The organism is Streptomyces sp. NPDC026522 (genome assembly GCF_055567555.1).
This window is the reverse complement of record NZ_JBVHQF010000002.1, coordinates 686,235-708,730: the sequence shown is the minus strand read 5'-3', so window position 1 is coordinate 708,730 and position 22,496 is coordinate 686,235. Positions and strand designations below refer to the sequence as shown.

Annotated in this window: 19 protein-coding genes; 12 read left to right on the top strand and 7 right to left on the bottom strand. The window is 73.2% G+C overall.

What is annotated here, in order from left to right; genetic code table 11:
* Window position 1: 1 nt before the first annotated feature.
* Window positions 2-1,216 carry an acetyl-CoA C-acetyltransferase gene (locus ACZ4M3_RS07840; protein WP_467730706.1) on the bottom strand — a complete coding sequence of 405 codons (1,215 nt, stop codon included), beginning with the start codon at window positions 1,214-1,216 and terminating at the stop codon, window positions 2-4.
* 137 nt (window positions 1,217-1,353) lie between these two features.
* Here ACZ4M3_RS07840 and mce point away from each other — a divergent pair, with 137 nt between their 5' ends.
* From mce to ACZ4M3_RS07805, 7 genes are all read left to right on the top strand, one after another.
* The gene (mce, locus tag ACZ4M3_RS07835) at window positions 1,354-1,782 is read left to right on the top strand and encodes a methylmalonyl-CoA epimerase (protein ID WP_467730705.1); all 429 of its coding nucleotides are present in this window, start codon (window positions 1,354-1,356) and stop codon (window positions 1,780-1,782) included.
* Window positions 1,783-2,126: 344 nt separating this feature from the next.
* Window positions 2,127-6,662, top strand: coding sequence for a polarized growth protein Scy (gene scy, locus ACZ4M3_RS07830; RefSeq protein WP_467730704.1), 4,536 nt, complete (start codon window positions 2,127-2,129; stop codon window positions 6,660-6,662).
* Between the two features lie 194 nt (window positions 6,663-6,856).
* Entirely contained in the window at window positions 6,857-7,795 is a 939-nt protein-coding gene (locus tag ACZ4M3_RS07825) for a coiled-coil domain-containing protein (protein ID WP_453356507.1), read from the top strand.
* 134 nt (window positions 7,796-7,929) lie between these two features.
* Window positions 7,930-8,940: an ABC transporter ATP-binding protein gene (locus ACZ4M3_RS07820; protein ID WP_467730703.1), complete on the top strand. Its 1,011-nt coding sequence runs from the start codon at window positions 7,930-7,932 to the stop codon at window positions 8,938-8,940.
* Window positions 8,937-9,719: an ABC transporter permease gene (locus ACZ4M3_RS07815; protein WP_467730702.1), complete on the top strand. Its 783-nt coding sequence runs from the start codon at window positions 8,937-8,939 to the stop codon at window positions 9,717-9,719. Before ACZ4M3_RS07820 ends, ACZ4M3_RS07815 begins: the two co-directional genes overlap by 4 nt.
* Before the next feature lie 187 nt (window positions 9,720-9,906).
* Window positions 9,907-11,022 carry an ABC transporter ATP-binding protein gene (locus ACZ4M3_RS07810; protein ID WP_467730701.1) on the top strand — a complete coding sequence of 372 codons (1,116 nt, stop codon included), beginning with the start codon at window positions 9,907-9,909 and terminating at the stop codon, window positions 11,020-11,022.
* Window positions 11,019-11,876 carry an ABC transporter permease gene (locus tag ACZ4M3_RS07805; protein WP_467730700.1) on the top strand — a complete coding sequence of 286 codons (858 nt, stop codon included), beginning with the start codon at window positions 11,019-11,021 and terminating at the stop codon, window positions 11,874-11,876. The genes ACZ4M3_RS07810 and ACZ4M3_RS07805 overlap by 4 nt, the downstream gene beginning before the upstream one ends.
* A 23-nt stretch (window positions 11,877-11,899) precedes the next feature.
* Here ACZ4M3_RS07805 and ACZ4M3_RS07800 read toward each other — a convergent pair whose 3' ends face one another.
* A complete protein-coding gene (locus ACZ4M3_RS07800; RefSeq protein ID WP_467730699.1) occupies window positions 11,900-12,247 on the bottom strand; it encodes an ATP/GTP-binding protein in 348 nt (115 codons plus the stop codon).
* A gap of 248 nt (window positions 12,248-12,495) precedes the next feature.
* Between ACZ4M3_RS07800 and ACZ4M3_RS07795 the strand changes: the two genes are divergently transcribed.
* On the top strand, window positions 12,496-13,515 hold the full coding sequence (locus tag ACZ4M3_RS07795; protein WP_467730698.1) for an LLM class flavin-dependent oxidoreductase: 1,020 nt from the start codon (window positions 12,496-12,498) through the stop codon (window positions 13,513-13,515).
* Between the two features lie 94 nt (window positions 13,516-13,609).
* Here the strand turns inward: ACZ4M3_RS07795 and ACZ4M3_RS07790 are convergent, their stop codons facing one another.
* Window positions 13,610-14,002 (bottom strand): SCO5389 family protein, encoded by a 393-nt coding sequence (locus ACZ4M3_RS07790; protein WP_136215131.1) that lies wholly within the window; start codon window positions 14,000-14,002, stop codon window positions 13,610-13,612.
* Window positions 14,003-14,222: 220 nt separating this feature from the next.
* Between ACZ4M3_RS07790 and nucS the strand changes: the two genes are divergently transcribed.
* The gene (gene nucS, locus ACZ4M3_RS07785) at window positions 14,223-14,894 is read left to right on the top strand and encodes an endonuclease NucS (protein WP_467730697.1); all 672 of its coding nucleotides are present in this window, start codon (window positions 14,223-14,225) and stop codon (window positions 14,892-14,894) included.
* Window positions 14,895-14,910: 16 nt separating this feature from the next.
* Here the strand turns inward: nucS and ACZ4M3_RS07780 are convergent, their stop codons facing one another.
* The 3 genes from ACZ4M3_RS07780 to ACZ4M3_RS07770 all read right to left on the bottom strand — a co-directional run bounded on the left by ACZ4M3_RS07780 (window position 14,911) and on the right by ACZ4M3_RS07770 (window position 19,053).
* Complete coding sequence (locus ACZ4M3_RS07780; RefSeq protein ID WP_467730696.1) at window positions 14,911-17,520, bottom strand: P-loop NTPase family protein; 2,610 nt, start codon at window positions 17,518-17,520, stop codon at window positions 14,911-14,913.
* A gap of 193 nt (window positions 17,521-17,713) precedes the next feature.
* The gene (locus ACZ4M3_RS07775) at window positions 17,714-18,037 is read right to left on the bottom strand and encodes an STAS domain-containing protein (RefSeq protein WP_453352008.1); all 324 of its coding nucleotides are present in this window, start codon (window positions 18,035-18,037) and stop codon (window positions 17,714-17,716) included.
* A 167-nt stretch (window positions 18,038-18,204) separates the two neighbouring features.
* Entirely contained in the window at window positions 18,205-19,053 is an 849-nt protein-coding gene (locus ACZ4M3_RS07770; protein ID WP_467730695.1) for a 3-hydroxyacyl-CoA dehydrogenase family protein, read from the bottom strand.
* A 234-nt stretch (window positions 19,054-19,287) separates the two neighbouring features.
* On the opposite strand from ACZ4M3_RS07770, the gene ACZ4M3_RS07765 reads away from it, so the two are divergent.
* Window positions 19,288-19,860 carry a cob(I)yrinic acid a,c-diamide adenosyltransferase gene (locus ACZ4M3_RS07765; RefSeq protein WP_467730694.1) on the top strand — a complete coding sequence of 191 codons (573 nt, stop codon included), beginning with the start codon at window positions 19,288-19,290 and terminating at the stop codon, window positions 19,858-19,860.
* Here the strand turns inward: ACZ4M3_RS07765 and ACZ4M3_RS07760 are convergent.
* Window positions 19,857-20,408 carry a hypothetical protein gene (locus ACZ4M3_RS07760; protein WP_467730693.1) on the bottom strand — a complete coding sequence of 184 codons (552 nt, stop codon included), beginning with the start codon at window positions 20,406-20,408 and terminating at the stop codon, window positions 19,857-19,859. The two genes, ACZ4M3_RS07765 and ACZ4M3_RS07760, sit on opposite strands and share 4 nt — an antisense overlap.
* Window positions 20,409-20,616: 208 nt before the next feature.
* Between ACZ4M3_RS07760 and ACZ4M3_RS07755 the strand changes: the two genes are divergently transcribed.
* Window positions 20,617-21,798, top strand: coding sequence for a sensor histidine kinase (locus tag ACZ4M3_RS07755; protein ID WP_467730837.1), 1,182 nt, complete (start codon window positions 20,617-20,619; stop codon window positions 21,796-21,798).
* Window positions 21,795-22,448, top strand: coding sequence for a response regulator (locus tag ACZ4M3_RS07750; RefSeq protein ID WP_467730692.1), 654 nt, complete (start codon window positions 21,795-21,797; stop codon window positions 22,446-22,448). Before ACZ4M3_RS07755 ends, ACZ4M3_RS07750 begins: the two co-directional genes overlap by 4 nt.
* Window positions 22,449-22,496: the final 48 nt, after the last annotated feature.

Genomic DNA, 22,496 nt, shown 5'->3' with positions numbered 1-22,496 from the left:
CCTACGCCTTCGTGCCGTTGCCGGGCACCCGGACGATCAGGGCGTCGCCCTGGCCGCCGCCGCCGCACAGGGCGGCCGCGCCGACCCCGCCGCCGCGCCGGGCCAGCTCCAGGGCCAGGTGCAGCACCACGCGGGCGCCGGACATGCCGATCGGGTGTCCCAGGGCGATGGCGCCGCCGTTGACGTTCACCTTTTCCGGGGTCACGCCGAGGTCCTTCATTGACTGGACGGCGACCGCCGCGAACGCCTCGTTGATCTCGATCAGGTCGAGGTCGGCGACCTCCAGGCCCTCCTTCTTGAGGGCGTGCAGGATGGCGTTCGAGGGCTGCGACTGGAGCGAGTTGTCCGGTCCGGCCACGTTGCCGTGGGCGCCGATCTCGGCGATCCACTCCAGGCCCAGCTCCTCGGCCTTGGTCTTGCTCATCACGACCACGGCGGCGGCGCCGTCGCTGATCTGCGAGGAGGTCCCGGCGGTGATCGTGCCGTCCTTGGCGAAGGCGGGGCGCAGCTTGCCGAGGGACTCGGTGGTGGTCTCCGGGCGGATGCCCTCGTCGTGCGCGAAGATCACCGGGTCGCCCTTGCGCTGCGGGATCTCGACCGGGGTGATCTCGGCCTCGAAGACGCCGTTCTTCTGGGCGGCCGCGGCCCGCTGGTGGGAGGCGGCGGCGAACTCGTCCTGCGGGGCGCGCTCGATGCCCAGGCGGGTGTTGTGCTTCTCGGTGGACTCGCCCATCGCGATGTTCTCGAACGCGTCGGTGAGGCCGTCGTAGGCCATCGCGTCGAGCATCTCGATGGCGCCGTACTTGAATCCCTCGCGGGACTTCGGCAGCAGGTGCGGGGCGTTGGTCATCGACTCCTGGCCGCCGGCGACCACGATGTCGAACTCCCCGGCGCGGATCAGCTGGTCCGCGAGCGCGATGGCGTCGAGGCCCGAGAGACACACCTTGTTGATCGTGAGCGCGGGCACGTTCATGGGGATGCCGGCCTTGACGGCGGCCTGGCGGGCGGGGATCTGGCCCGCGCCGGCCTGGAGCACCTGGCCCATGATCACGTACTGGACCTGGTCGCCGGAGATCCCGGCCCGTTCCAGCGCGGACTTGATGGCGAAGCCGCCGAGGTCGGCGCCCGAGAAGGACTTCAGCGAACCGAGCAGCCGTCCCATGGGCGTGCGGGCCCCGGCGACGATCACGGACGTGGTGTTGTTCGTTCCGGACATGAGGCACAGCCCCTTGGATGAGAGGAGTGAACGAGGGTTTACCCGAATGTACTGAGCGGTACCCGCCCCGTCACCGGGCTGTCGGTGTGATCGCTGGCACGTTGCGTGACCACCCTCCTCAGCTGTGCACTGTTCCCATGCTGACAAGAATCGACCACATCGGGATCGCCTGCTTCGACCTCGACAAGACCGTCGAGTTCTACCGTGCCACGTACGGCTTCGAGGTGTTCCACACCGAGGTCAACGAGGAGCAGGGTGTGCGCGAGGCCATGCTCAAGATCAACGGGACCTCCGACGGCGGAGCCTCGTACCTCCAGCTCCTGGAACCCACCCGCGAGGACTCGGCGGTCGGCAAGTGGCTGGCCAAGAACGGTGAGGGCGTCCACCACATCGCCTTCGGCACCGCCGACGTCGACGGCGACGCGGAGGCCATCCGCGGCAAGGGCGTCCGCGTCCTGTACGACGAGCCCCGCATCGGCTCGATGGGCTCCCGGATCACCTTCCTGCACCCCAAGGACTGCCACGGAGTGCTGACCGAACTGGTCACCGCCAACCCGGAGCACTGATCCTCCGCTTCCCCGGCCGCCGGACCCGCACCGCCAAATGCCCTCAAATGGTGAAACCGGCACGGCCGCGGCGGCCTGTGCACCGCGTGCCGGGCCGGCTTCCGGCACAACCCGCGCCCCGCACCGCGCCCCGGTCCTGAGCGGTCCTCACGGTGACGGCCGGGCCATGCGGCAGGCCACAGGTAGAGTGGCCATGGCTCGGCCGGGGTTCGGTGCGGAGACGGGGTCGGGGCCTGTGACCCCTGCCCCGGTATCTGACACCATTCCCCGGGGGCGTCGTTCAGCGGGCGAGCGATGCTCAATTGGGAGTGAGCTTGCGACCAGGGGACGGATGGGACCGCGCTGTGCGGGGCTACGAAAGCCAGGAGAGCCATCAGGCCGAGGCCGACCATCTCTCGCGCTTCGAGGCCGAGATGGAGCGGCTGAAGAAGGAGCGCGGGAAGGCCGTCCAGCACGCCGAAGACCTGGGGTACCAGGTAGAGGTGCTGCGCGCCAAGCTCCATGAGGTACGCCGCAATCTCGCGTCCCGCCCCGCCTACGACGGTGCGGACATGGGCTACCAGGCGGAGCAACTGCTGCGCAACGCCCAGATCCAGGCCGACCAGATGCGCTCCGACGCCGAGCGCGAACTGCGCGACGCCCGGGCGCAGACCCAGCGCATCCTCCAGGAGCACGCGGAGCACCAGGCGCGCCTCCAGGCCGAACTGCACGCCGAGGCCGTCAACCGGCGCCAGCGGCTGGACCAGGAACTCAACGAGCGCCGCCAGACGGTCGAGGCGCACGTCAACGAGAACGTCGCCTGGGCGGAACAGCTGCGGGCGCGCACCGAATCCCAGGCCCGCCGGCTCATGGACGAGTCCCGCGCCGAGGCCGAACAGGCCCTGAACGCCGCGCGCGCCGAGGCCGCCCGGCACGCCGCCGAGGCCACCCGCCGGCTCGCCGCCGAGGCCGAGGCCACCCGCGCCGAGGCCGAGGCGACGCTGCTGCGCGCCCGCAAGGAGGCCGAGCGGCTGCTGGCCGCCGCCTCCGCGCAGGCGCAGGAGGCCACCGAGCACGCGGAGCGGCTGCGTACGAGCACCACCGCCGAGGCCGAGCAGACCCGGCAGCAGACCCTCGACCTGGGCCGGGTCGCCGAGTCCCGGGTCCATGAGGCCGACAACGCGCTGCGCACGGCGCGCGCCGAGGCCGAGAAGCTGCTCGCGGAGGCCAAGGAGAGCGCCGCCCGCCAGCTCGCCTCGGCGGAGTCGGTCAACGAGCAGCGCACCCGCACCGCCAAGGAGCAGGTCGCCCGGCTGGTCGGCGAGGCCTCCAAGGAGGCCGAGGTGCTCAAGGCCGAGGCCGAGCAGGCCCTGGCCGACGCCCGCGCGGAGGCGGAGCGGCTGCGCACCGAGGCCGGCGCGCAGGCCCGTACGGCCGCCGCGGAGGAGATGGCGGCGCAGCTGGCCAAGGCCGCCCGCACCGCCGAGGACGTACTGAACAAGGCTTCGGAAGACGCCCGGGCCACCACCCGCGCCGCCTCCGAGGAAGCCGAGCGGATCCGCCGCGAGGCCGAGGCGGAGGCCGAGCGGCTGCGCGTCCAGGCCGCGGCCACGGCCGATGAGCTCAAGGGCGCCGCGAAGGACGACACCGAGGAGTACCGGGCCCGTACGGTCGAACTCCAGGAAGAGGCCCGGCGGCTGCGCGGCGAGGCCGAGCAGCTGCGCGCGGAGGCCGTCGCCGAGGGCGAGCGGATCCGCGGCGAGGCCCGCCGCGAGGCGGTCCAGCAGATCGAGGAGGCGGCCCGGACCGCCGAGGGGCTGCTGGGCAAGGCCAAGGCCGATGCGGACGAACTGCGCGGCGGGGCCGCCGCCGAGAGCGAGCGGGTCCGCGCGGAGGCCGTGGAGCGGGCCACCACGCTGCGCAAGCAGGCCGAGGAGACACTGGAGCGCACCCGCGCGGAGGCCGAACGGCTGCGCGCCGAGGCCGAGGAGCAGGCCGAGGCGGTACGCGCCGAGGCCGAGGCCGCGGCCCTGGCCCGGCGCGAGGAGACCGAGCAGGCCCTCGCCGCCAAGCGGGCGGAGGCCGACGAGGAACTGGTCCGGCTGCACTCGGACGCGGAGAACCGGCTGACCACGGCCGAGCTGACGCTGCGTGACGCCCGCACGGCGGCGGAGAACATCCGCCGGGAGACGACGGAGGAGAGCGACCGGCTGCGCGCCGAGTCGGCGGAGCGGATCCGCACCCTGCAGGCGCAGTCGGAGGCCGAGGCCGAGCAGCTGCGCACGGAGGCGGCGCAGGACGCCGGCCGGGTCCGGGCGGAGGCCGAGCAGGTCGCGGTACGGCTGCGCGGCGATGCCGAGGCCGAGGCCGAGCGGGTGCGCACGGAGGCGCAGGAGACGGCGGACCGGCTGCGCGCGGAGGCGAAGGCCGCCGCCGAGCGGGTTTCCGAGGAGGCCGCGGAGGCGCTGTCGGCCGCCGCGGAGGAAGCCGCCCGGCGCCGCCGGGAGGCGGAGGAGACCCTCACGTCGGCCCGTACGGACGCCGACAACGAGCGGGCGCAGGCCCGCGAGCAGAGCGAGGAGCTGCTGGCGCAGGCCCGCAAGCGCTCGGAGGAGGCGCAGGCCGAGGCGGCCCGGCTCACCGAGGAGGCGGAGCGGCGCGCGTCGGAGCTGGTGGCGGCGGCGGAAGCCACCGCCCAGCAGGTCCGCGACGCCGTGGCCGGACTGCACGAGCAGGCCGAGGAAGAGGTCGCCGGGCTGCGCAGCGCGGCCGAGCACGCGGCGGAGCGCACCCGGACGGAGTCGGAGGCCCAGGCCGACCGGATCCGCGCCGACGCCCACGCGGAGCGGGAGCGGGCCGCCGAGGACGCCGCCCGCCTGCGCAGCGAGGCCCGGGCGGAGACGGACGCGGCGAAGGCGCTGGCGGAGCGCACGGTCGGCGACGCGATCGCCGAGGCCGAGCAGTTGCGCGCCGACACCGCCGAGTACGCGCAGCGGGTGCGTACGGAGGCGACGGACGCACTGGCCGCCTCGGAGCGCGACGCGTCCCGGACCCGGGCGGACGCCCGGGACGACGCGAACCGGATCCGCGGCGAGGCGGCGGAGTCCCTGGAGGCCGCGCGCGCCGAGGGCGCCCGGATCGTCGCGGAGGCGACGGCGGAGGCCGAGCGGCTCACCGAGGAGACCCTGGCGGCCAACTCGGCGACGGTCGCCGAGGCCACCGCGGAGGCCGAGCGGCTGCGCGCCGAGGCCGAGGCGGCGGCGGAGGAGACCCGCGCCGAGGCGGCGGGCACGCTGGACGAGGCCCGGGTGGAGGCCGGCCGGCTGCGTACCGAAGCCGCGGAGCAGGCGGACCGGCTGCTCACGGAGGCGATCTCCGAGGCGGAGCGGCTCACGGAGGAGACCCGCGCGGCCACCGAGGCGGCGCTGGCCGAGGCGACGGCGAAGGCCGAGCGGCTCACCACGCAGGCGGCCGACACCCTGGCCGCGGCCGAACGGGACGCGGCGCGCGTCCTGGTCGACGCCCGTACCGAGGGCGACCGGCTGGTCGAGGAGACCCGGGCGGCCAACGAGGCCACGGTCGGCGAGGCCGCGACGGAGGCCGAGCGGCTGCGCACGGACGCGGCGCGGACCCTGGAGGAGGCGCGCGCGGAGGGCGGCCGGGTCATCGGCGAGGCCACCGCGGAGGCCGAGCGGGTGACGGCCGCGGCGGCGGAGACACTGGCGAGCGCCGAGCGGGAGTCCGAGCGGTTGCTGGACGAGGCCCGCGAGGAGGCCGGCCGGCGCCGTACCGAGGCCGCCGAGCAGGTGGACCGGCTCATCACCGAGGCGGCGGCGGAAGCCGACAAGCTCATCGAGCAGACCCGCAAGGACAACGAGCGCACGGTCGGCGAGGCCGCGACGGAGGCCGAGCGGCTGCGCGCCGAGGCCACCGAGGCGCTGTCCTCGGCGCAGGAGCACGCGGCCCGCACCCGGTCGGAGGCCGAGCGGGTCAAGGCGCAGGCGGCGGGCGAAGCCGAGCGCGTCCGCGCCGAGGCCCGAGCCGAGTCGGAGCGGCTGCTCGACGAGGCCCGCGAAGAGGCCAACAAGCGGCGTACCGAGGCCGCCGAGCAGGTGGACCGGCTCATCACCGAGGCGGCGGCGGAAGCCGACAAGCTCACGGCCGACGCGGCGCAGCAGGCCCTGGCGGCGACCACGGCCGCCGAGGAACAGGCCGACGCGATGGTCGACGCGGCCCGCAAGGAGGCGGCACGGATCGCCTCGGAGGCGACCGTCGAGGGCAACTCCACGGTGGAGAAGGCCCGGACGGACGCGGACGAGCTGCTCGTGGGGGCGCGTACGGACGCGGCCGCCATAAGGGAACGGGCGGAGGAGCTGCGCGCCCGGGTGGAGTCCGAGGTGGAGGAGCTGCACGAGCGGGCCCGCCGGGAGTCGGCCGAGCAGATGAAGTCGGCCGGCGAGCGCGTGGACAAGCTGGTGCGCGCGGCGACGGAGCAGAGCGTCGAGGCCGAGGCGAAGGCCAAGGCGATGCTGTCCGACGCGAGCAGCGAGGCGAGCAAGGTCCGGATCGCCGCCGTCCGCAAGGCGGAGGCGCTGCTCAAGGAGGCCGAGCAGAAGAAGGCCGACCTGGCGCGCCAGGCGGAGCAGGCGCTCGCGGAGGCCAAGGCCGAGGCGGAGCGGCTCGTCGACGAGGGCCGCCGTGAGCTGGAAGTCCTCGTGCGCAGGCGGGAGGACATTCAGGCGGAGATCTCCCGTGTCCAGGACGTTCTTGAGGCGTTGGAATCATTCGAGGCGCCTTCGGGCGGCGGAAAGCCGGCGGTCGGCGGCCAGGGCGCGGGGGGCGTGAAGGCCGGAGCGACAGCGGGTTCCACTCGTTCGGGTGGTAAGTCGTCAGAGGGCTAGTCAGTGTGAAGGAATGTGTGCTCCTGATGAAGGTTCATCCGAACGGGTGACAAGCATTCTGTCGCCTTGCCACTCAAAAGGGGTGTCATTGTCCAGATCAAACCTGGATTGACTCGATGACACGCCGCCTGGGCGCCTAGGATTCCCCTAACACCTCACGTAGCACCTCATCGGTCTCATTCGACAGGAACCCCATGAGCGACACTTCCTCCCCCTTCGGCTTCGAGCTCGTGCGGCGTGGTTACGACCGCGGTCAGGTGGACGACCGCATCACCAAGCTGGTCTCCGACCGCGACAGCGCCCTTGGACGTATCAACTCTCTGGAAAAGCGGATCGAGGAACTGCACCTCGAAACGCAGAACGCCCAGGCCCAGGTGAGCGACGCGGAGCCGTCGTACGCGGGTCTGGGCGCCCGGGTCGAGAAGATCCTGCGCCTGGCCGAGGAGGAGGCGAAGGACCTGCGCGAGGAGGCCCGTCGCGCGGCCGAGCAGCACCGTGAGCTGGCCGAGTCGGCTGCCCAGCAAGTGCGCAACGACGCCGAGTCGTTCGCGGCCGACCGCAAGGCGAAGGCGGAGGACGAGGGCGTCCGCATCGTCGAGAAGGCCAAGGGCGACGCGACGACCCTGCGCGCCGAGGCCCAGAAGGACGCGGCCTCCAAGCGCGAGGAGGCGGACGCGCTCTTCGAGGAGACCCGCGCCAAGGCCGCCCAGGCCGCCGCCGACTTCGAGACCAACCTGGCCAAGCGCCGCGAGCAGTCCGAGCGGGACCTGGCCTCCCGTCAGGCCAAGGCCGAGAAGCGGCTCGCGGAGATCGAGCACCGCGCGGAGCAGCTGCGCCTGGAGGCCGAGAAGCTGCGCACGGACGCCGAGCGCCGCGCCCGCCAGACCGTGGAGACCGCGCAGCGCCAGGCCGAGGACATCGTGGCCGACGCCAATGCCAAGGCCGACCGGATCCGCAGCGAATCCGAGCGCGAGCTGGCGGCGCTCACCAACCGCCGCGACTCCATCAACGCCCAGCTGACCAACGTCCGCGAGATGCTGGCGACGCTGACCGGTGCCGCCGTTGCCGCCGCCGGCTCCCCGATCGACGACGAGCCGGTCACCCGCGGCGTCCCGGCGCAGCAGACCCGCTGAACCCGGTCGCGGGGCCCGGCGCGTACACCCCCGATACTCGCCGGTCGGACCGCGGCTCGCGGCGCGAGCACGACGAGGGCCCTGTGTCACCTTTCGAGGTGGCGTAGGGCCCTCGGGCGTTCTAGCGTGGCCGCATGATCGAGCTCGAGGGACTTACCAAACGATTCGGCGCCAAGACCGCCGTGGACAACCTCAGCTTCCAGGTCAGACCGGGGGTGGTGACCGGCTTCCTCGGCCCCAACGGGGCGGGCAAGTCCACGACCATGCGCATGATGCTCGACCTCGACAACCCGACCAGCGGCACGGTCCGGATCGACGGCAAGCACTACCGGGACCTGCCGGAACCGCTGAAACACATCGGGGCGCTGCTGGACGCCAAGTCCATGCACGGCGGACGCAGCGCCTACAACAACCTCCTGTGCCTGGCCCAGGCGAACCGGATCCCCGAGCACCGGGTGTCCGAGGTGCTGGACCTCGTCGGGCTGACGCCGGTGGCACGGAAGAAGTCGAAAGGATTTTCGCTCGGCATGGGGCAGCGGCTGGGAATCGCCTCCGCGCTGCTCGGCGATCCGGAGATCCTGATGTTCGACGAACCCGTCAATGGTCTGGACCCGGAGGGAATTCACTGGATCCGCAATCTGATGAAGAGGCTGGCGTCAGAAGGCAGGACGATCTTCGTTTCCTCGCACTTGATGAGTGAAATGGCCCTGACCGCAGACCATTTGATCGTCATCGGGCAGGGCAGACTGCTCGCCGACTTGTCGATGGCCGATTTCATCCACCAGAACTCACGCAGCTACGTCCGCCTGCGCTCGCCGCAGCAGGAGCGGCTCAAGGACGTCCTGCACGAGGCCGGCATCAACGCCGTCAGCGTTCCCGCCACCGGCACCCTGGAGATCGACGGCGTGGGGCCGGAGCGGCTCGGCGAACTGGCCGCCCAGCACCAGATCGTGCTGCACGAACTCAGCCCGCAACGGGCTTCACTGGAAGAAGCGTTCATGCGCATGACGGCGGACTCCGTCGAGTACCACGCCCACGCGATGGGGATGCCCGGCATCCCGCCGGGCACCGACAATCCGGCGCGGCCGGCCGATGTCCCCGCCTGGGGCGCCGGTTTCGACGCGACCCGCAAGGGCGGTGAGTGACCGTGGCCCTGCCCGCCGTTCTCACCTCCGAGTGGACGAAGATCCGTACGGTCTCCTCCACGGTCTGGACCCTCGTGGCGGCCCTGGTCGTCACCGTCGGCATCAGCGCCGGCCTGTGCGCGGTCGCCAGCGCCACCTTCGGCGACATGCCGCCCCAGGAGCAGGCGACCTTCGACCCGACGCTGGCCAGCTTCGCCGGGATGAACCTCGGACAGCTGGCGATGATCGTCTTCGGCGTCCTGGTGGTGGGCACCGAGTACAGCTCGGGCATGATCCGCACCTCACTGGCGGCCGTGCCGCGCCGCGCCGAGTTCCTCTTCGGCAAGCTCGTCGTGGCGACCGGCCTGGCCCTGGTGGTCGGACTGGTCACCAGCTTCCTGTCCTTCTTCCTGGGACAGGCGATCCTGGGCGAGCGGAGCATCGGCATCGGTGAGCCGAACGTACTGCGCGCGGTGATCGGCGCCGGGCTCTACATGGCCGTGATCGCCCTGTTCTCCATGGGCATCGCCACGATGCTGCGCAGCTCGATGCTCTCCCTCGGCATCCTGATGCCGTTCTTCTTCCTGATCTCGAACATCCTCGGCTTCGTCGACGCGACCCGGAAGGTGGCCCAGTACTTCCCGGACCAGGCCGGCTCCGCGGTCATGCGGGTCGTCCCCGACGCCATGGGCCGCGAGGCGCCGCCCTACGGCCCCTGGGGCGGCTTCGGGATCATGGTGCTGTGGGCGCTGGCCGCCGTGGCCGGTGGCTACCTGGTGCTGAAGAAGCGGGACGCGTAGCGGGAGCCCGGCGCTCCGGTGTCCGTCGCGGGACGGACACCGGAAGTCGTACGGGGAAACCGGGGGCCGGATCAGGGGGAGATCAGGGATCCGGGACGGGACGGAACCGTAGGCCACTCGATATCCTCTTAACCCTTACAGGGGCGAGAGCCGTCCCGGGCCTGCCGGCCTGTCGAGGGGCAGAACCATGATCGAGGCAGTCGGCCTGACCAAGCGCTTCGGCGCCAAGACCGCCGTCGACCAGCTGTCCTTCCAGGTCAGGCCTGGTCACGTCACCGGATTCCTCGGGCCCAACGGGTCGGGGAAATCCACCACCATGCGCATGGTCCTCGGACTCGACCGGCCCACCGCCGGCCATGTGACGATCAACGGACTCCCCTTCCGGGAGCTGCCCAACGCACAGCGGCACGTCGGCGCCCTGCTCGACGCGAAAGCCGTGCACGGCGGCCGCCGGGCCCGCACCCACCTGCTGTCCATCGCCCAGCTCTCGGGCATCCCGGAGAAGCGGGTGGACGAGGTGCTGGCGGTCGTCGGGCTCCAGGACGCCGCCCGGCAGCGGACGAAAGGGTTCTCCCTCGGCATGGGCCAGCGGCTCGGCATCGCCACCGCCCTGCTCGGCGACCCCCAGGTGCTGCTGTTCGACGAGCCCGTCAACGGCCTCGACCCGGAGGGCATCCTCTGGGTCCGGAACCTGATGCGCCAGCTCGCCGCCGAGGGCCGCACCGTCTTCGTCTCCTCGCACCTGATGAGCGAGATGGCCCTGACCGCGGACCACCTGATCGTGATCGGGCGGGGCCGGCTGCTGGCCGACATGAGCACCCAGGAGTTCATCACGCACAATTCGGCCGGATTCGCCCGGGTGCGCGTGGCCGGCCCGGACCCCGGTACCCGGGACGGGTTCGCGGAGCTCCTCCGCAAGGACGGCGCCCGCGTCCTCCAGGAGCCGGACGGCGCCCTGCGCGTGACCGGCCTGGAGCTGCCCCGGATCTCCGACCTGGCCCACGAGGGCGGTCTGCGGCTGTGGGAGCTGTCCCCGCACCGGGCCTCGCTGGAGGAGGCGTACATGCGGATGACCCGCTCCTCCGTCGAGTACACCTCAACCGAGGACCCCCGGGCCCAGCTGTGGGAGCCCGATCCGCTGGCGCTCCCGGAGTGGCCGGACGGCCCGGCGGCCCCCGACGTCCCACAGCCCGGCTTCTTCGCACCCCCGCCGCCCGGCAAGGGCGGCGCGGCGTTCCTGATGCCCGGCGAACCCGGCGAGCTCGCCGCCTCCGCCCAGAACAACCCCGAGGCCTCCCGATGACCGGCGCGCAGACCGACCTCCGGACCGCTGCCGCGAGCACGGCCCACCACTCCCCGCTGGAGCACCGGCGCCCGCACCTGGGGCACGCGCTGGCTTCGGAGTGGACCAAGCTCGTCTCCGTCCGCTCCACCCTGTGGACGCTCGGCTCCCTCGTGGTGGTGGTCGTCGGCATCGGCATCCTCTTCATCGCCCAGACCTCCTCGGGCGACTACGCGAGCATCCCCTTCACCACCCCGGCCCTGATCGGCCTGCTCGTCGGACAGCTCGCGGTGATGGTGCTCGGCGTGCTCACGATCACCTCCGAGCACGGCACGGGCCTGGTGCGCACCACCTTCACCGCCGCGCCCGACCGGTACCGGGTGCTCACCGCCAAGTACCTGGTCTTCGGCCTCACGGCCTTCCTCACCTGCGCGGGCTCCGTCTTCGTGGTCGGCACGGCGGCGGCCATCGCCCACAACGGCCCCGCCGCCGGGAGCCACTCGGCGGGCGAATGGGGCGGGGCGCTCGCCGGCAGCTTCTACGTCACCCTCCTCGGGCTGCTCGCGCTGGCGATCGGGGCCCTGGTGCGGCACTCGGCCGGGGCGGTCGCCGTCATGATCGGCGTCGTGACCCTGCCGCCGGTGGCCGGGGCGATGCTCAGCATCTGGGAGGCCTCGGCTCCGGTGGGGCGGGTGGTGCTCCAGCACAACGCGCCGGTCGCCCTGATGCAGCTGTTCGGGATGCCGGCGGGCACCAGCCCCTCCGGCTCGCCCCAGGCGATGCCGGCCGACCTCACGCAGATGGCGCTGATGCTGCTGGTGACGGGCGCCGCGGTGGCGGCCTCCTACGTGGTGGTCGGCCGCCGCGACGTGTGACGGGGCCCGGCCGACCGCCGGACTCAGTACCTCGGCGCGTTCCTGGACCGCTGCACCCGCGAGGTGCGGCGGTCCTTCGCGTTCCAGCAGGCCTTGTGCCAGTGCCGGCGGTCGTCCACGCCGCCGTACTCGGGCCAGGCCACCAGGTGCGGGGTGCCCGAGGGGATCTCCTGGTCGCAGCCGGGGCAGCGGTAGCGCTTGCCCGCCGCGCTCGCGCCCGCGACGTGCCGGACCTTCCACTCCTCGCCGAGGTACTCCTCGGTCTGCTCCAGACCGAACCGGTCCAGACCCCCCGAACCGGACCCGGACCCCGTACCCGAACGGTCGGCTGGATTCCCGCCGCCCCTGGGGCGGTTGTGGCGCGGTGACACGTATACCTCACGGATGCGCGGACGGCAGTGACTTTCTCCCAGACTACGCGCAGCGAGCCCGGGTACCAGCAGTGTGTCCGAGGAGAGGGCTCGTCCACGAGCACTGGCCTGACAATCCCAATAACTTTGCTGCCGGGCCGTGCCTTTGGCACGTGTCGGACGTTGTTGCCATCAGACGTTGATGTCATGAACGTCGGAAAGCCGGTCCACCTGGGGAGGCCGCGTCAGCCGCGAGGAGGCTAAGCGCGATGCGCGTAGGAGCGTTTGTAGTGGGGGCCCAGTTCCCGGGCCAGGGACCGGGGGAGGCGCTGCACCGGGCGGTGCGGACCGCCGATGTGGCCGAGGAGGCCGGACTGGATGCGGTCTGGCTCGCCGAGCACCACTTCGTGCCGTACGGGGTCTGCCCCTCCGCGGTGACCCTGGCGGCCCTGCTGCTCGGGCGGACCGAGCGGCTGCGCGTGGGCACCGCCGTGAGCGTACTGCCGAACACGCACCCGGTGGCCCTGGGCGAACAGGCGGCGCTGCTGCACCTGACCTCCGGCGGCCGCTTCATGCTGGGCGTCGGCCGGGGCGGCCCCTGGGTCGACCTGGAGGTGTTCGGCGGGGGCCTGGAGGCGTACGAGACCGGCTTCCCGGAAGCCCTGGACCTGCTGCGGCGCTGGCTGACCGAAGCCCGGGTGGGAGCGGCCGGCGAGCGCTACGGCTTCCGCGAGGTGGCCGTCGTACCGCGTCCCGCGGAGGCGCTGGACGGTGACGGGAAGGGGCCGGAAGTGATCGTCGCCTGCACCTCCGCGACATCCGTACGGCTGGCCGCGGAGCGCGGTCTGCCGATGCTGCTGGGCATGCACTGCGGGGACGAGGACAAGGCGGAGATGGTCGCGCTGTGGCGGCGCACCGCCCGGGCCGCCGGGCACCCGCCGGACGCGGCCCACGTGTCGGCCGGGGTCTGCCAGCTCGCGGACCGCACGGCGGACGCCCGGGAAACGCTGGTGAAGGCGATGCCGGGCTGGCTGCGCCAGGGCCTGGACGCCCACGTGACCGTGGACGGCCGGGAGCGCGCGATGCGGGACCCGGTGGCCTACACGGAGCTGCTGTGCGAGCTGCACCCCGTCGGAACCCCGCGGTTCGCGGCGGACCGCCTCGCGGCCACCTCGGAGCGCACCGGGATCACCCGCTTCGCCCTGCTGACCGAAGGTTCCGGCGACCTCGCCGCGACGGAGGAGAACGTACGGCGCATCGGCGCCGAGGTCCTGCCCCGCCTCGGCTGAGCCCCGGACCCGGGCTGCCGCTCCGGCCGGTCGCGCCTCCTGCGACACGGAGCGGCAGCGGGAACTCCCGAAGGCTGGGCCCTGTCGTCAGGACCTAGCAGTCCCGCAGTTCCGGCGACTGGTTGAGCAGCTGGCCGCGGATCGAGGTGAACTTGGCGAGCCGGTCGTCCACCGCGGGGTCCAGCGGGAACACCGCTACGCGGTGACAGTTCTGGAATGCCAGGCGCACCCCGAAGTGCCGCTGCAGGGCACCGCGTATCGCGTCACTCGCGAGCGCGCGCAGCAGCTGCCCGCGCGCCTGCTCGTCCGGCGGCGGCGTCTGGTTGTCGGCGAATTCTCCGCCCTCAACCTCCAGCTGGGCCACCAGCGAGCTGACCATCTCCCATGCGTAAGGCAGGGAGGTCCGGACGCAGTCGACGAAAGCGGCTTCGTCGACCTCGCCTCGCTCGGCCTGTTCGAGTAGGGCCGGTGAGACGTCGAGCGACATGGGTTCTCCTCTCGTGACCCCGGCCGATTTGGTGTCCGGAGTCCTACGGGCAGGGAAGGCGGCCGCGACGCAGCGTGCACGTTCGACGACCACCCGCTCACCACGGTAGGCGCCCCCGGGTTGCCGCACCAGGAGAATGCGCATACAACGCGCCATCGACGAAGGGGGCTTTCGCGGGCGAATCGCGTGGAGGCCCGTCGGTCGAGTAGCGTTGCCGACCATGCGTCTCGTCATTGCCCGCTGCTCCGTCGACTACGCGGGCCGGCTCACCGCCCATCTGCCCTCCGCACCCCGTCTGATCCTCGTGAAAGCCGACGGGAGTGTCTCGATCCACGCGGACGACCGGGCGTACAAACCGCTCAACTGGATGTCTCCTCCGTGCACCCTCAAGGAGGGGAGCGGCGCCGAGGAGGGCGTCTGGACCGTCGTCAACAAGGCGGGCGAGAAGCTCATCATCACCATGGAGGAGGTGCTGCACGACTCCTCCCACGAGCTGGGCGTCGACCCGGGCCTGATCAAGGACGGCGTGGAAGCCCACCTCCAGGAGCTGCTCGCCGACCGCATCGAGACGCTGGGCGACGGCTACACGCTGATCCGCCGCGAGTACATGACGGCGATCGGGCCGGTGGACATCCTGTGCCGCGACGCCTCGGGGGCGACCGTGGCCGTGGAGATCAAGCGGCGCGGCGAGATCGACGGCGTGGAACAGCTCACCCGCTACCTGGAGCTCCTCAACCGCGACCCGCACCTCGCGCCGGTCCGCGGCGTCTTCGCCGCCCAGGAGATCAAGCCGCAGGCCCGGGTGCTGGCGACGGACCGCGGCATGGACTGCGTGGTGCTGGACTACAACGCGATGCGCGGCATCGAGGACGACAAGCTCCGCCTGTTCTGACCCGCGGGCTCCGTCGTCACTGCGTGGACGACGGGGCCGACTCGGAAGCTGACCCGGTGGTGCCGGGGTCCGTGGTCGGGTCCGTCGACGGGGTCGGCTGGGTCGTCGAGGTGGCCGGCGGGTCGCCGACCGGCTGCTTCGGGGAGCTCGGCGTCTTGGTGCCCGGCGCGGGCGGCGCGGGCTTGTGCGTCGACGGGGTCCGACCCGTCGACGTGGGCCGCGGGCCCGGGGTGGTACCGGGTTGCGGCTCCGCCACCGGCTCGTCCGGCCCGGACTCCGCCGGGCCGGACGCGGCCGCCGACGACGGGTCGGAGGTGGCCGGCTCCGGCGCGGCGGCGGGGTCGCTCCCGCCGGTCCCGGTACTCAGGTCGGCGTCGGGCGTCGACGACACCGCCGGATCCTTCGGGGCATGCGGGTCCGAGCCGGACACCGCCAGGCCCACCACGGTCCCGATCACGGCCACCGTCAGGGCTCCGGCCGCGGCGAGGAACGCCGTCCTGCGCCTCGACCCCGGCTCCCCCGCGACCGGCCGACCCGGCGCGGGCGCCGGACCGCGGCCCGTCATCAGCACCGGCGCCGTCACCGGCCCCTGCTCCGGAGCGGGCGGGAAGGCCTTCTCGAACACCTCGGACAGGGTCGTCGGCGTCGTGGGCGCCTCCGGCCGCCGGACCGCCGACACCACCTGGGTCACCGCCTCTGAGGCGGCCGGCGCCACCGCGGGAGCCACGGCAGGAACCACCGGCCGGGCCAGGGGACGGGTCACCGGCGCAGCCGCCGCCGGGGCCGCCGGCGGGGCCAGGGGACGGGGCACGGGCGCCGCCACCGGCGGGGCCGCCGGAGCCTCCAGCCGCAGCGGCGGCGACACCTCCACCCCCGCCGCCTCCCGGTCGGTGACGAGCGCCAGCGCTCGCCGCCCCGCGACCGTGCCGCGCTTGTCCGCGAGCGCGCCCCGCAGCCCGATCGAGGCCTCCAGCTCGGCCCGCGACCGCTCCAGCCGCCCCTCGCACAGCGCGAGCACGCCCAGCTCGTGGTGGAAGTACGCCTGCTCCGCCACCTCCCCCGCCTTGCGGGCGGCCTCCGCGCCCGCGCGCAGCACCCGCTCCCACGCCTCCCAGTGCAAGGACGCCGCCAGGGCCGGAGCCGCCGTGCGGGCGAGCATGACGGCGGCCACCACGTCGGCCCCCGCCAGCGCCGCCAGCACCGCGTCCGCCTCCGCCGCGACCCGCTCGGGGGTCACCGAGGCGTGTCCGGTCCACCAGGCGTAGTGCCGGGCGGCGGTACGGGCCTCCTCGGCCGCGCTGTCCCCGTACCCGGCCTCCTCCAGCTGCCGCGCGACCCCGTGGGCCAGCCGGTAGCGCGGGCCGACGGGGGTCAGCAGCCCGCAGTCCAGCAGTTCCGCGACCGCCGCGTCGGCGTGCGTGTCCCCCACCAGGGCCGGCAGGTGCGCATGGTGCGGCAGCTCGCCGCCGAGCGCGCAGGCGATGCGCAGGGCGGCCCGCGCCGACTCGCTCACCCGGGAGGCCAGCAGCTCCGCGGGCGCCGCGCCCTCGGCCAGCGTGGGCAGCGGTACGTGGGCGGCCTCGCGCGGCCGCCCCTCGAAGACGCCGGGCTCGTCCTCGTCGTCCCGCTCGTCGCGGTGGTTCAGCTCGTCGCGCCGGCGCAGCAGCGCGGCCGCCTGTACGAAGCGCAGGGGCAGCCCCTCGGCGGCGAACCGCAGGTCCCCCGCCCAGGCCGTCTCCTCCTCCGTCAGGGGCCGTCCGGTGAGGGCCTCCAGGAGCAGGACGCATTCGGCCCGGCCGAGACCACCGAGGAAGACCTCCTCCAAGTGGGAGTTGTCGGACGGGGCCTTGGTGTCAGGGGTGGCGGCCAGCAGGTAGGCGCACTCGGGCGTGGCCCGCAGGAGTTCGTCGAGCGCGGCTCCGCCCAGTTCCAGGTCGTCGATGAGGACGATGGCGCCGATGTCCCGTACCCGCGCGAGGAGTTCAGCCCGGTCGGGCCGTTCGTCGGAGGTCTCGTAGACGGCCGCGTGCAGTGCGTGCAGCAGTTCCAGCGGCTGCTGCTGACCGTATCCGCTGAGCCGGACGACCCCGTCGGGCGCGAGCCCGGCGCACGCGGCGGCGACCGAGTCGAGCAGGACGGACCGGCCCGAACCGGCCGGACCGGTCAGCCGTACCGAGCGGCCGCGGCCCAGCAGCCGTTCGAGCCGTTCCCGTTCCTCCTCGCGCTGGAGCAGCGGGCGGGCGGGGGCGGCGGGGCCGGGGAGGGCGGGCGGCCGGGCGGCGGCCTCCCGCGCGGCGCGGGAGGCCGGACCCCGCTTGGCGGGGCGGGGCGTCTCGGTGCCGGGGCGCAGCGGTTCTATCTCGCTGCCGTCGACGGGGTTGACGGTGAGGGCGAAGTCCCCGGCGGTCAGGGTGACGACGCGGGCGACGCCGCCGGCGGAAGCCGCACCGGGGGCCGCTCCGGGCGTCCCGGTTCCGGCGGTGCCGGTCACGCCGGCCCCCTTGGCGCCGTGGCCCGAGGGCCCGGGGCCCGGCTGCGCGGACCCGACGCCCTGGGACCCGGCGCCCTTGGACCCCGCGGCCTGACGTCCCGAGTCCGCGCCGGACTGCCCCTGAGTACGGTCCATGACCAAGTCCCCCGATCGCGTCGCGCGCTGCGCCGCTGCCGCCGTCGTACCGCCCGGCCTTCGCACGCACACGCCGCTGTCGCTACTGGTCCGGTTTCCGCCCGGAGCCTAGTTCGTGGCCGGTCGCGCGGGAACCGCTGGGGGGCCTTCACCACCGGAACGTTACGTTTCCGCAGGAAAGAGCGGCCCGCCGTCAGACCCTCGGCAGGGATTCCGCTTCCAGTCCGCCCTCGATGGCGAGGATCCGGTGCAGCCGGGTCGCCACGAGCAGCCGCTGCATCTGCGCGGGCACCCCGCGCAGGACGAGGCGGCGCCCGGAGCGGCCCGCCCGCCGGTGGGCGCCCATGATGACGCCGAGGCCGGTCGCGTCCCACGAGTCGAGCGCGGTGAGGTCGAGCACGAGGTCGCCGTGGCCGCGGTCGAGGGCCGTGTGGAGGGCCGTACGGGCGTCCGCCGCGCTGCGCACGTCGAGGCGGCCCCCGACAACGAGTTCGGCGTGGTCGCCCCTGATGTGCATATGTGCTCCCGCAGTCCCGCGTACGTGCCGCGTACGTATGGTCCGACTGGTCCGTGGTCGGCAACTCTCACTGGAACTGACTGCCCCGGGGGCGGTGAAGTTGCCGACTGTGAGCGAACCGATACTCTCATTCACACCAACGGGTGAAGGCGTTCGAACGATGGCGCTCAGTGCTTGTAGAAGCCCTGCCCGCTCTTGCGGCCGATGTCACCCGCGTCCACCATGCGGCGCATCAGCTCCGGCGGCGCGAACTTCTCGTCCTGCGACTCGGTGTAGATGTTGCTGGTGGCGTGCAGCAGGATGTCGACGCCCGTGAGGTCGGCGGTGGCCAGCGGCCCCATCGCGTGCCCGAAGCCCAGCTTGCAGGCGATGTCGATGTCCTCGGCGGTGGCGACGCCCGATTCGTAGAGCTTGGCGGCCTCGACGACCAGTGCGGAGATCAGACGGGTCGTCACGAAGCCGGCCACGTCGCGGTTGACGACGATGCAGGTCTTGCCCACGGACTCGGCGAACGCCCGGGTCGTGGCGAGGGTCTCGTCGCTGGTCTTGTAACCGCGGACCAGTTCGCACAACTGCATCATCGGGACGGGCGAGAAGAAGTGCGCGCCGACGACCCGCTCGGGGCGCTCCGTCACCGCCGCGATCTTGGTGATCGGGATGGCGGAGGTGTTGGACGCCAGGATCGCGTCGTCCCGCACCAGCTTGTCGAGCGCGCGGAAGATCTCGTGCTTGACTTCGAGCTTCTCGAAGACGGCCTCCACGACGATGTCCGCGTCCGCGACCGCGTCGAGGTCGGTGGTCGTGGTGATCCGGGTGAGCGCCGCCGCGGCGTCCTCGGCGGTCAGCTTGCCCTTGGAGACGAACTTGTCGTACGAGGCCTTGATCCCGTCCGTACCGCGGGTCAGCGCGGCATCGGTGACATCGCGCAAGACGACGTCCCACCCCGCCTGAGCGGAGACCTGCGCGATCCCGGAACCCATCAGTCCGGCACCGATGACGGCGAGCTTCCCAGCCACTGCACACCCCTCGTTCCCGCTACGGCCCAGTCTCGTAGCCTCTCCGGCGGAGACTAGCGTCCGTGAGGGACCGTGTGACCGCGAAGTAACACGCGTCACGTCTCAGCTGACGGACATCACACCGATACGGCCCAGCGCCGCACCAGGGCACCGCAGTTGGCCCGCGCGCACCTTTGTCCCGGTACGCGCCTTCCTCCCGGGGCCGGACCGCCGCCCGGTCACTAGGCTGGACGCATGGTGAACCTCACGCGCATCTACACCCGCACCGGCGACAAGGGCACGACCGCCCTCGGCGACATGAGCCGCACGCACAAGACGGACCTGCGGATCTCCGCGTACGCCGACGCCAACGAGGCCAACGCGGTCATCGGCACGGCGATCGCGCTCGGCGCCCTGCCCGAGGACGTGGTGAAGGTCCTGGTCCGGGTGCAGAACGACCTGTTCGACGTCGGGGCCGACCTGAGCACCCCGGTCGTCGAGGACCCGCAGTACCCTCCGCTGCGCGTCGAGCAGTTCTACATCGACAAGCTGGAGGCGGACTGCGACCGCTTCAACGAGGAGCTGGAGAAACTGCGCAGCTTCATCCTGCCCGGCGGCACCCCCGGAGCGGCCCTCCTGCACCAGGCCTGCACGGTGGTCCGGCGCGCCGAGCGCTCGACCTGGGCGGCGCTGGAGGAGCACGGCGCGGTGATGAACCCGCTGACGGCCACCTACCTCAACCGCCTCTCGGACCTGCTCTTCATCCTGGCCCGCACCGCCAACAAGGAGGTCGGCGACGTCCTCTGGGTGCCGGGCGGCGAGCGCTAGGGGGTGTCCGACCCGGGCGCCGGGGCCTTGCGGGGGAAGAGCGTGTAGGTCGCGGCGACCACGGTGTGGACGGCGAACACCCGCAGGACGGCGAACTGCCAGGCGCGGACGGCGCCGGTGCCGGCCGCGCCGCCGGCGTACGCGGCCACGGCCTGGAGCAGCCCGAGCGCGACGACGGCCGCGACCAGGGTCCGTAGCCACAGCCGCCACTCGTGCCGGGCCCGGTCCTTGCCGTACCGCGGGCCGGGCGGCTTCGGCCCCCCGCCGAACCGGTGCGCGGCGTGCCGGTCGAGCCACTTGACGGTGTAGTGCCCGTATCCGGCGGTGTAGCCGAGGTAGAGGGCCGCCAGGCCGTGCGTCCAGTCCGGTTCCCGGCCCGCGCGCAGGTCCACGGCGGCGGCCCCCAGCAGGAGCAGCTCCAGCAGCGGCTCGCACAGCAGGACCGCCATCCCCAGCCGGGGCAGCCCCGCGAGGTGGCGCAGGGCCAGCCCCCCGGCCAGCAGCACCCAGAAACCGATTTCGCACGCGACGATCAAGGAGACGAGCACGGGCCTCTCGCTTTCGCTGGTGCGGCCGGAGGTCCGGGCCCGGACCTTCCGGAGCTCCGCTTCGACCCCATGCTTCCGCCGGATCCGCGCGTCCGCGTCCTCACCGGTGACCAACCTCGGCTGCATCCTTCGGTGCAGCGCGGCGGCCCCCGTCCTCCGCCCCCGCGCCGATGTCCGGGCCGGGGCGGCCGTGTTGGATGGGACCGTGATCCCGAAGAGCTCGCACCCCCACCGCGACGACGTGCTGCTCTGCACCGTGAGCGTGCTGGCCGGACTCGCCCTGTGGTGCCTGGGCGTGTATTCCAATGGCGGCCGGCACCTCTTCCCCGCGTGGGCGGCGCTGGTCCCGCTGCTGGTCCTCGGCGCGCTGGAACTGGTGCGCCGCACCCGCCCGCGGGCCGCGCTGTTCATCGGCACGGCGGCGATCGTCGCCGACCAGTTCACCGTGGGCAGCCTGGCGTCGGTGCTGATCTTCACGGATCTCATGTACGCCGCCGTGGTCTACGGCAGCCCGGCCCTCGCCCGGCGGCTCCCGGTGAGCACCGGCCTGCTCACGGTGGCCGTCACCATCACGGCGGTGGCCTGGCTGCGCACCCCGCAGGCCCTGCTGATCGGGGTGGTCACCGGGATCGTCAGCTTCGCCCCCGCCCTGACCGGCGCCACCCTGCGCAACCACCGGGAGGCCGCCGGGGCGGCCCGGCTGCGCGCCGCGCAGACGGCGCTGCTGGCCGAAATGGACCGGGCCCAGGCGGTCGTCGCGGAGCGGGCCCGGATGGCCCGGGAGCTGCACGACATGGTGGCCAACCACCTGTCGGCCATCGCCATCCACTCCACCGCCGCGCTGTCCATCGACTCCCCCGCCACGAGCCGCGAGGCCCTCGGGGTGATCCGGGAGAACAGCGTCCAGGGGCTGGCCGAGATGCGCCGCCTGATCGGGCTGCTGCGCGAGGCCGGCGCCGAGGAGGAGGCCATGGCCACGCCCTCGCTGGACGGGCTGGCGGCGCTGGTCGGCCTGGCCCGGGCGAACGGCGCCGCGAGCGGGCTGGAATTCGTACTCCGCGACGAGCGCGGGCCGGCCGGGCCGCTGCCGGCGCCGGTGGAGCTGGCGGCGTACCGGATCGTGCAGGAGTCACTGACCAACGCCCTCAAGCACGCCTGCCCGGGCACGGTCACCGTGCGCCTGGCCCGCACGGACGGCCTGGTGACCGTGGGCGTGGACTCGCCGCACGGGGACCGGCCGGGCCCGCGCGCCCCCGGCTCGGGCGCGGGCCTGACCGGGATGCGCGAGCGCGCGGAGCTGCTCGGCGGGGAATTCACGGCGGGCCCGACGGGCCCGGTATGGCGGGTGCGGGCGGCCCTGCCCGCCGAGGAGAGGGCGGTGGACGGATGACCATCCGGGTCGTGGTGGCGGAGGACCAGAGTGCGGTGCGCGCCGGGTTGGTGCTGATCCTGCGCAGCGCGGGCGACATCGAGGTGTGCGGTGAGGCGGCGGACGGCGAGGAGGCGGTCCGGCTGGCCCGGGAACTTCGGCCGGATCTGGTGCTGATGGACGTACAGATGCCGCGTCTGGACGGGGTGTCGGCCACCCGCCAGGTGGTGGCCGAGGGCCTGGCGGACGTACTGGTCCTGACCACCTTCGACCTGGACGAGTACGTGTTCGGGGCGCTGCGCGCGGGCGCGGCGGGCTTCCTGCTGAAGAACGCGGAGGCCGCCGAGCTGATCGGGGCGGTCCGGACGGTGGCGGGCGGGCAGGGGCTGATCGCCCCGGCGGTGACGCGCCGCCTGATCGCCGAGTTCGCGGCGCCCCGGCCGGTACGGGCCCCGGTGCCCGAGCGGACCGCGGCGGCGGTGGAATCGCTGACCCGGCGCGAACGGGAGGTGCTGGGGCGCCTCGGGGAGGGCCTCTCGAACGCGGAGATCGCGGGGCGGCTGGGGATGGCCGAGGCGACGGTGAAGACGCACGTCAGCAGGCTGCTGGGGAAGCTGGAACTCCGCAGCCGGGCGCAAGCGGCCGTGCTGGCACGGGAGTTGGGCCTCTGACGGCGCACCGGCCGGGAGGTCTGGACCTCTTGACGGTTGGTCCAGACC

What these genes read in the sequence shown, in the direction of transcription:
- mce (WP_467730705.1), top strand. Translation starts at nt 1,354, where the DNA reads ATGCTGACAAGAATCGACCACATCGGGATCGCCTGCTTCGACCTCGAC.
- ACZ4M3_RS07840 (WP_467730706.1), bottom strand. Translation starts at nt 1,216, where the DNA reads ATGTCCGGAACGAACAACACCACGTCCGTGATCGTCGCCGGGGCCCGC.
- ACZ4M3_RS07750 (WP_467730692.1), top strand. Translation starts at nt 21,795, where the DNA reads ATGACCATCCGGGTCGTGGTGGCGGAGGACCAGAGTGCGGTGCGCGCC.
- ACZ4M3_RS07775 (WP_453352008.1), bottom strand. Translation starts at nt 18,037, where the DNA reads ATGCACATCAGGGGCGACCACGCCGAACTCGTTGTCGGGGGCCGCCTC.
- ACZ4M3_RS07805 (WP_467730700.1), top strand. Translation starts at nt 11,019, where the DNA reads ATGACCGGCGCGCAGACCGACCTCCGGACCGCTGCCGCGAGCACGGCC.
- ACZ4M3_RS07790 (WP_136215131.1), bottom strand. Translation starts at nt 14,002, where the DNA reads ATGTCGCTCGACGTCTCACCGGCCCTACTCGAACAGGCCGAGCGAGGC.
- ACZ4M3_RS07825 (WP_453356507.1), top strand. Translation starts at nt 6,857, where the DNA reads ATGAGCGACACTTCCTCCCCCTTCGGCTTCGAGCTCGTGCGGCGTGGT.
- ACZ4M3_RS07795 (WP_467730698.1), top strand. Translation starts at nt 12,496, where the DNA reads ATGCGCGTAGGAGCGTTTGTAGTGGGGGCCCAGTTCCCGGGCCAGGGA.
- ACZ4M3_RS07820 (WP_467730703.1), top strand. Translation starts at nt 7,930, where the DNA reads ATGATCGAGCTCGAGGGACTTACCAAACGATTCGGCGCCAAGACCGCC.
- nucS (WP_467730697.1), top strand. Translation starts at nt 14,223, where the DNA reads ATGCGTCTCGTCATTGCCCGCTGCTCCGTCGACTACGCGGGCCGGCTC.
- ACZ4M3_RS07780 (WP_467730696.1), bottom strand. Translation starts at nt 17,520, where the DNA reads ATGGACCGTACTCAGGGGCAGTCCGGCGCGGACTCGGGACGTCAGGCC.
- ACZ4M3_RS07765 (WP_467730694.1), top strand. Translation starts at nt 19,288, where the DNA reads ATGGTGAACCTCACGCGCATCTACACCCGCACCGGCGACAAGGGCACG.
- ACZ4M3_RS07810 (WP_467730701.1), top strand. Translation starts at nt 9,907, where the DNA reads ATGATCGAGGCAGTCGGCCTGACCAAGCGCTTCGGCGCCAAGACCGCC.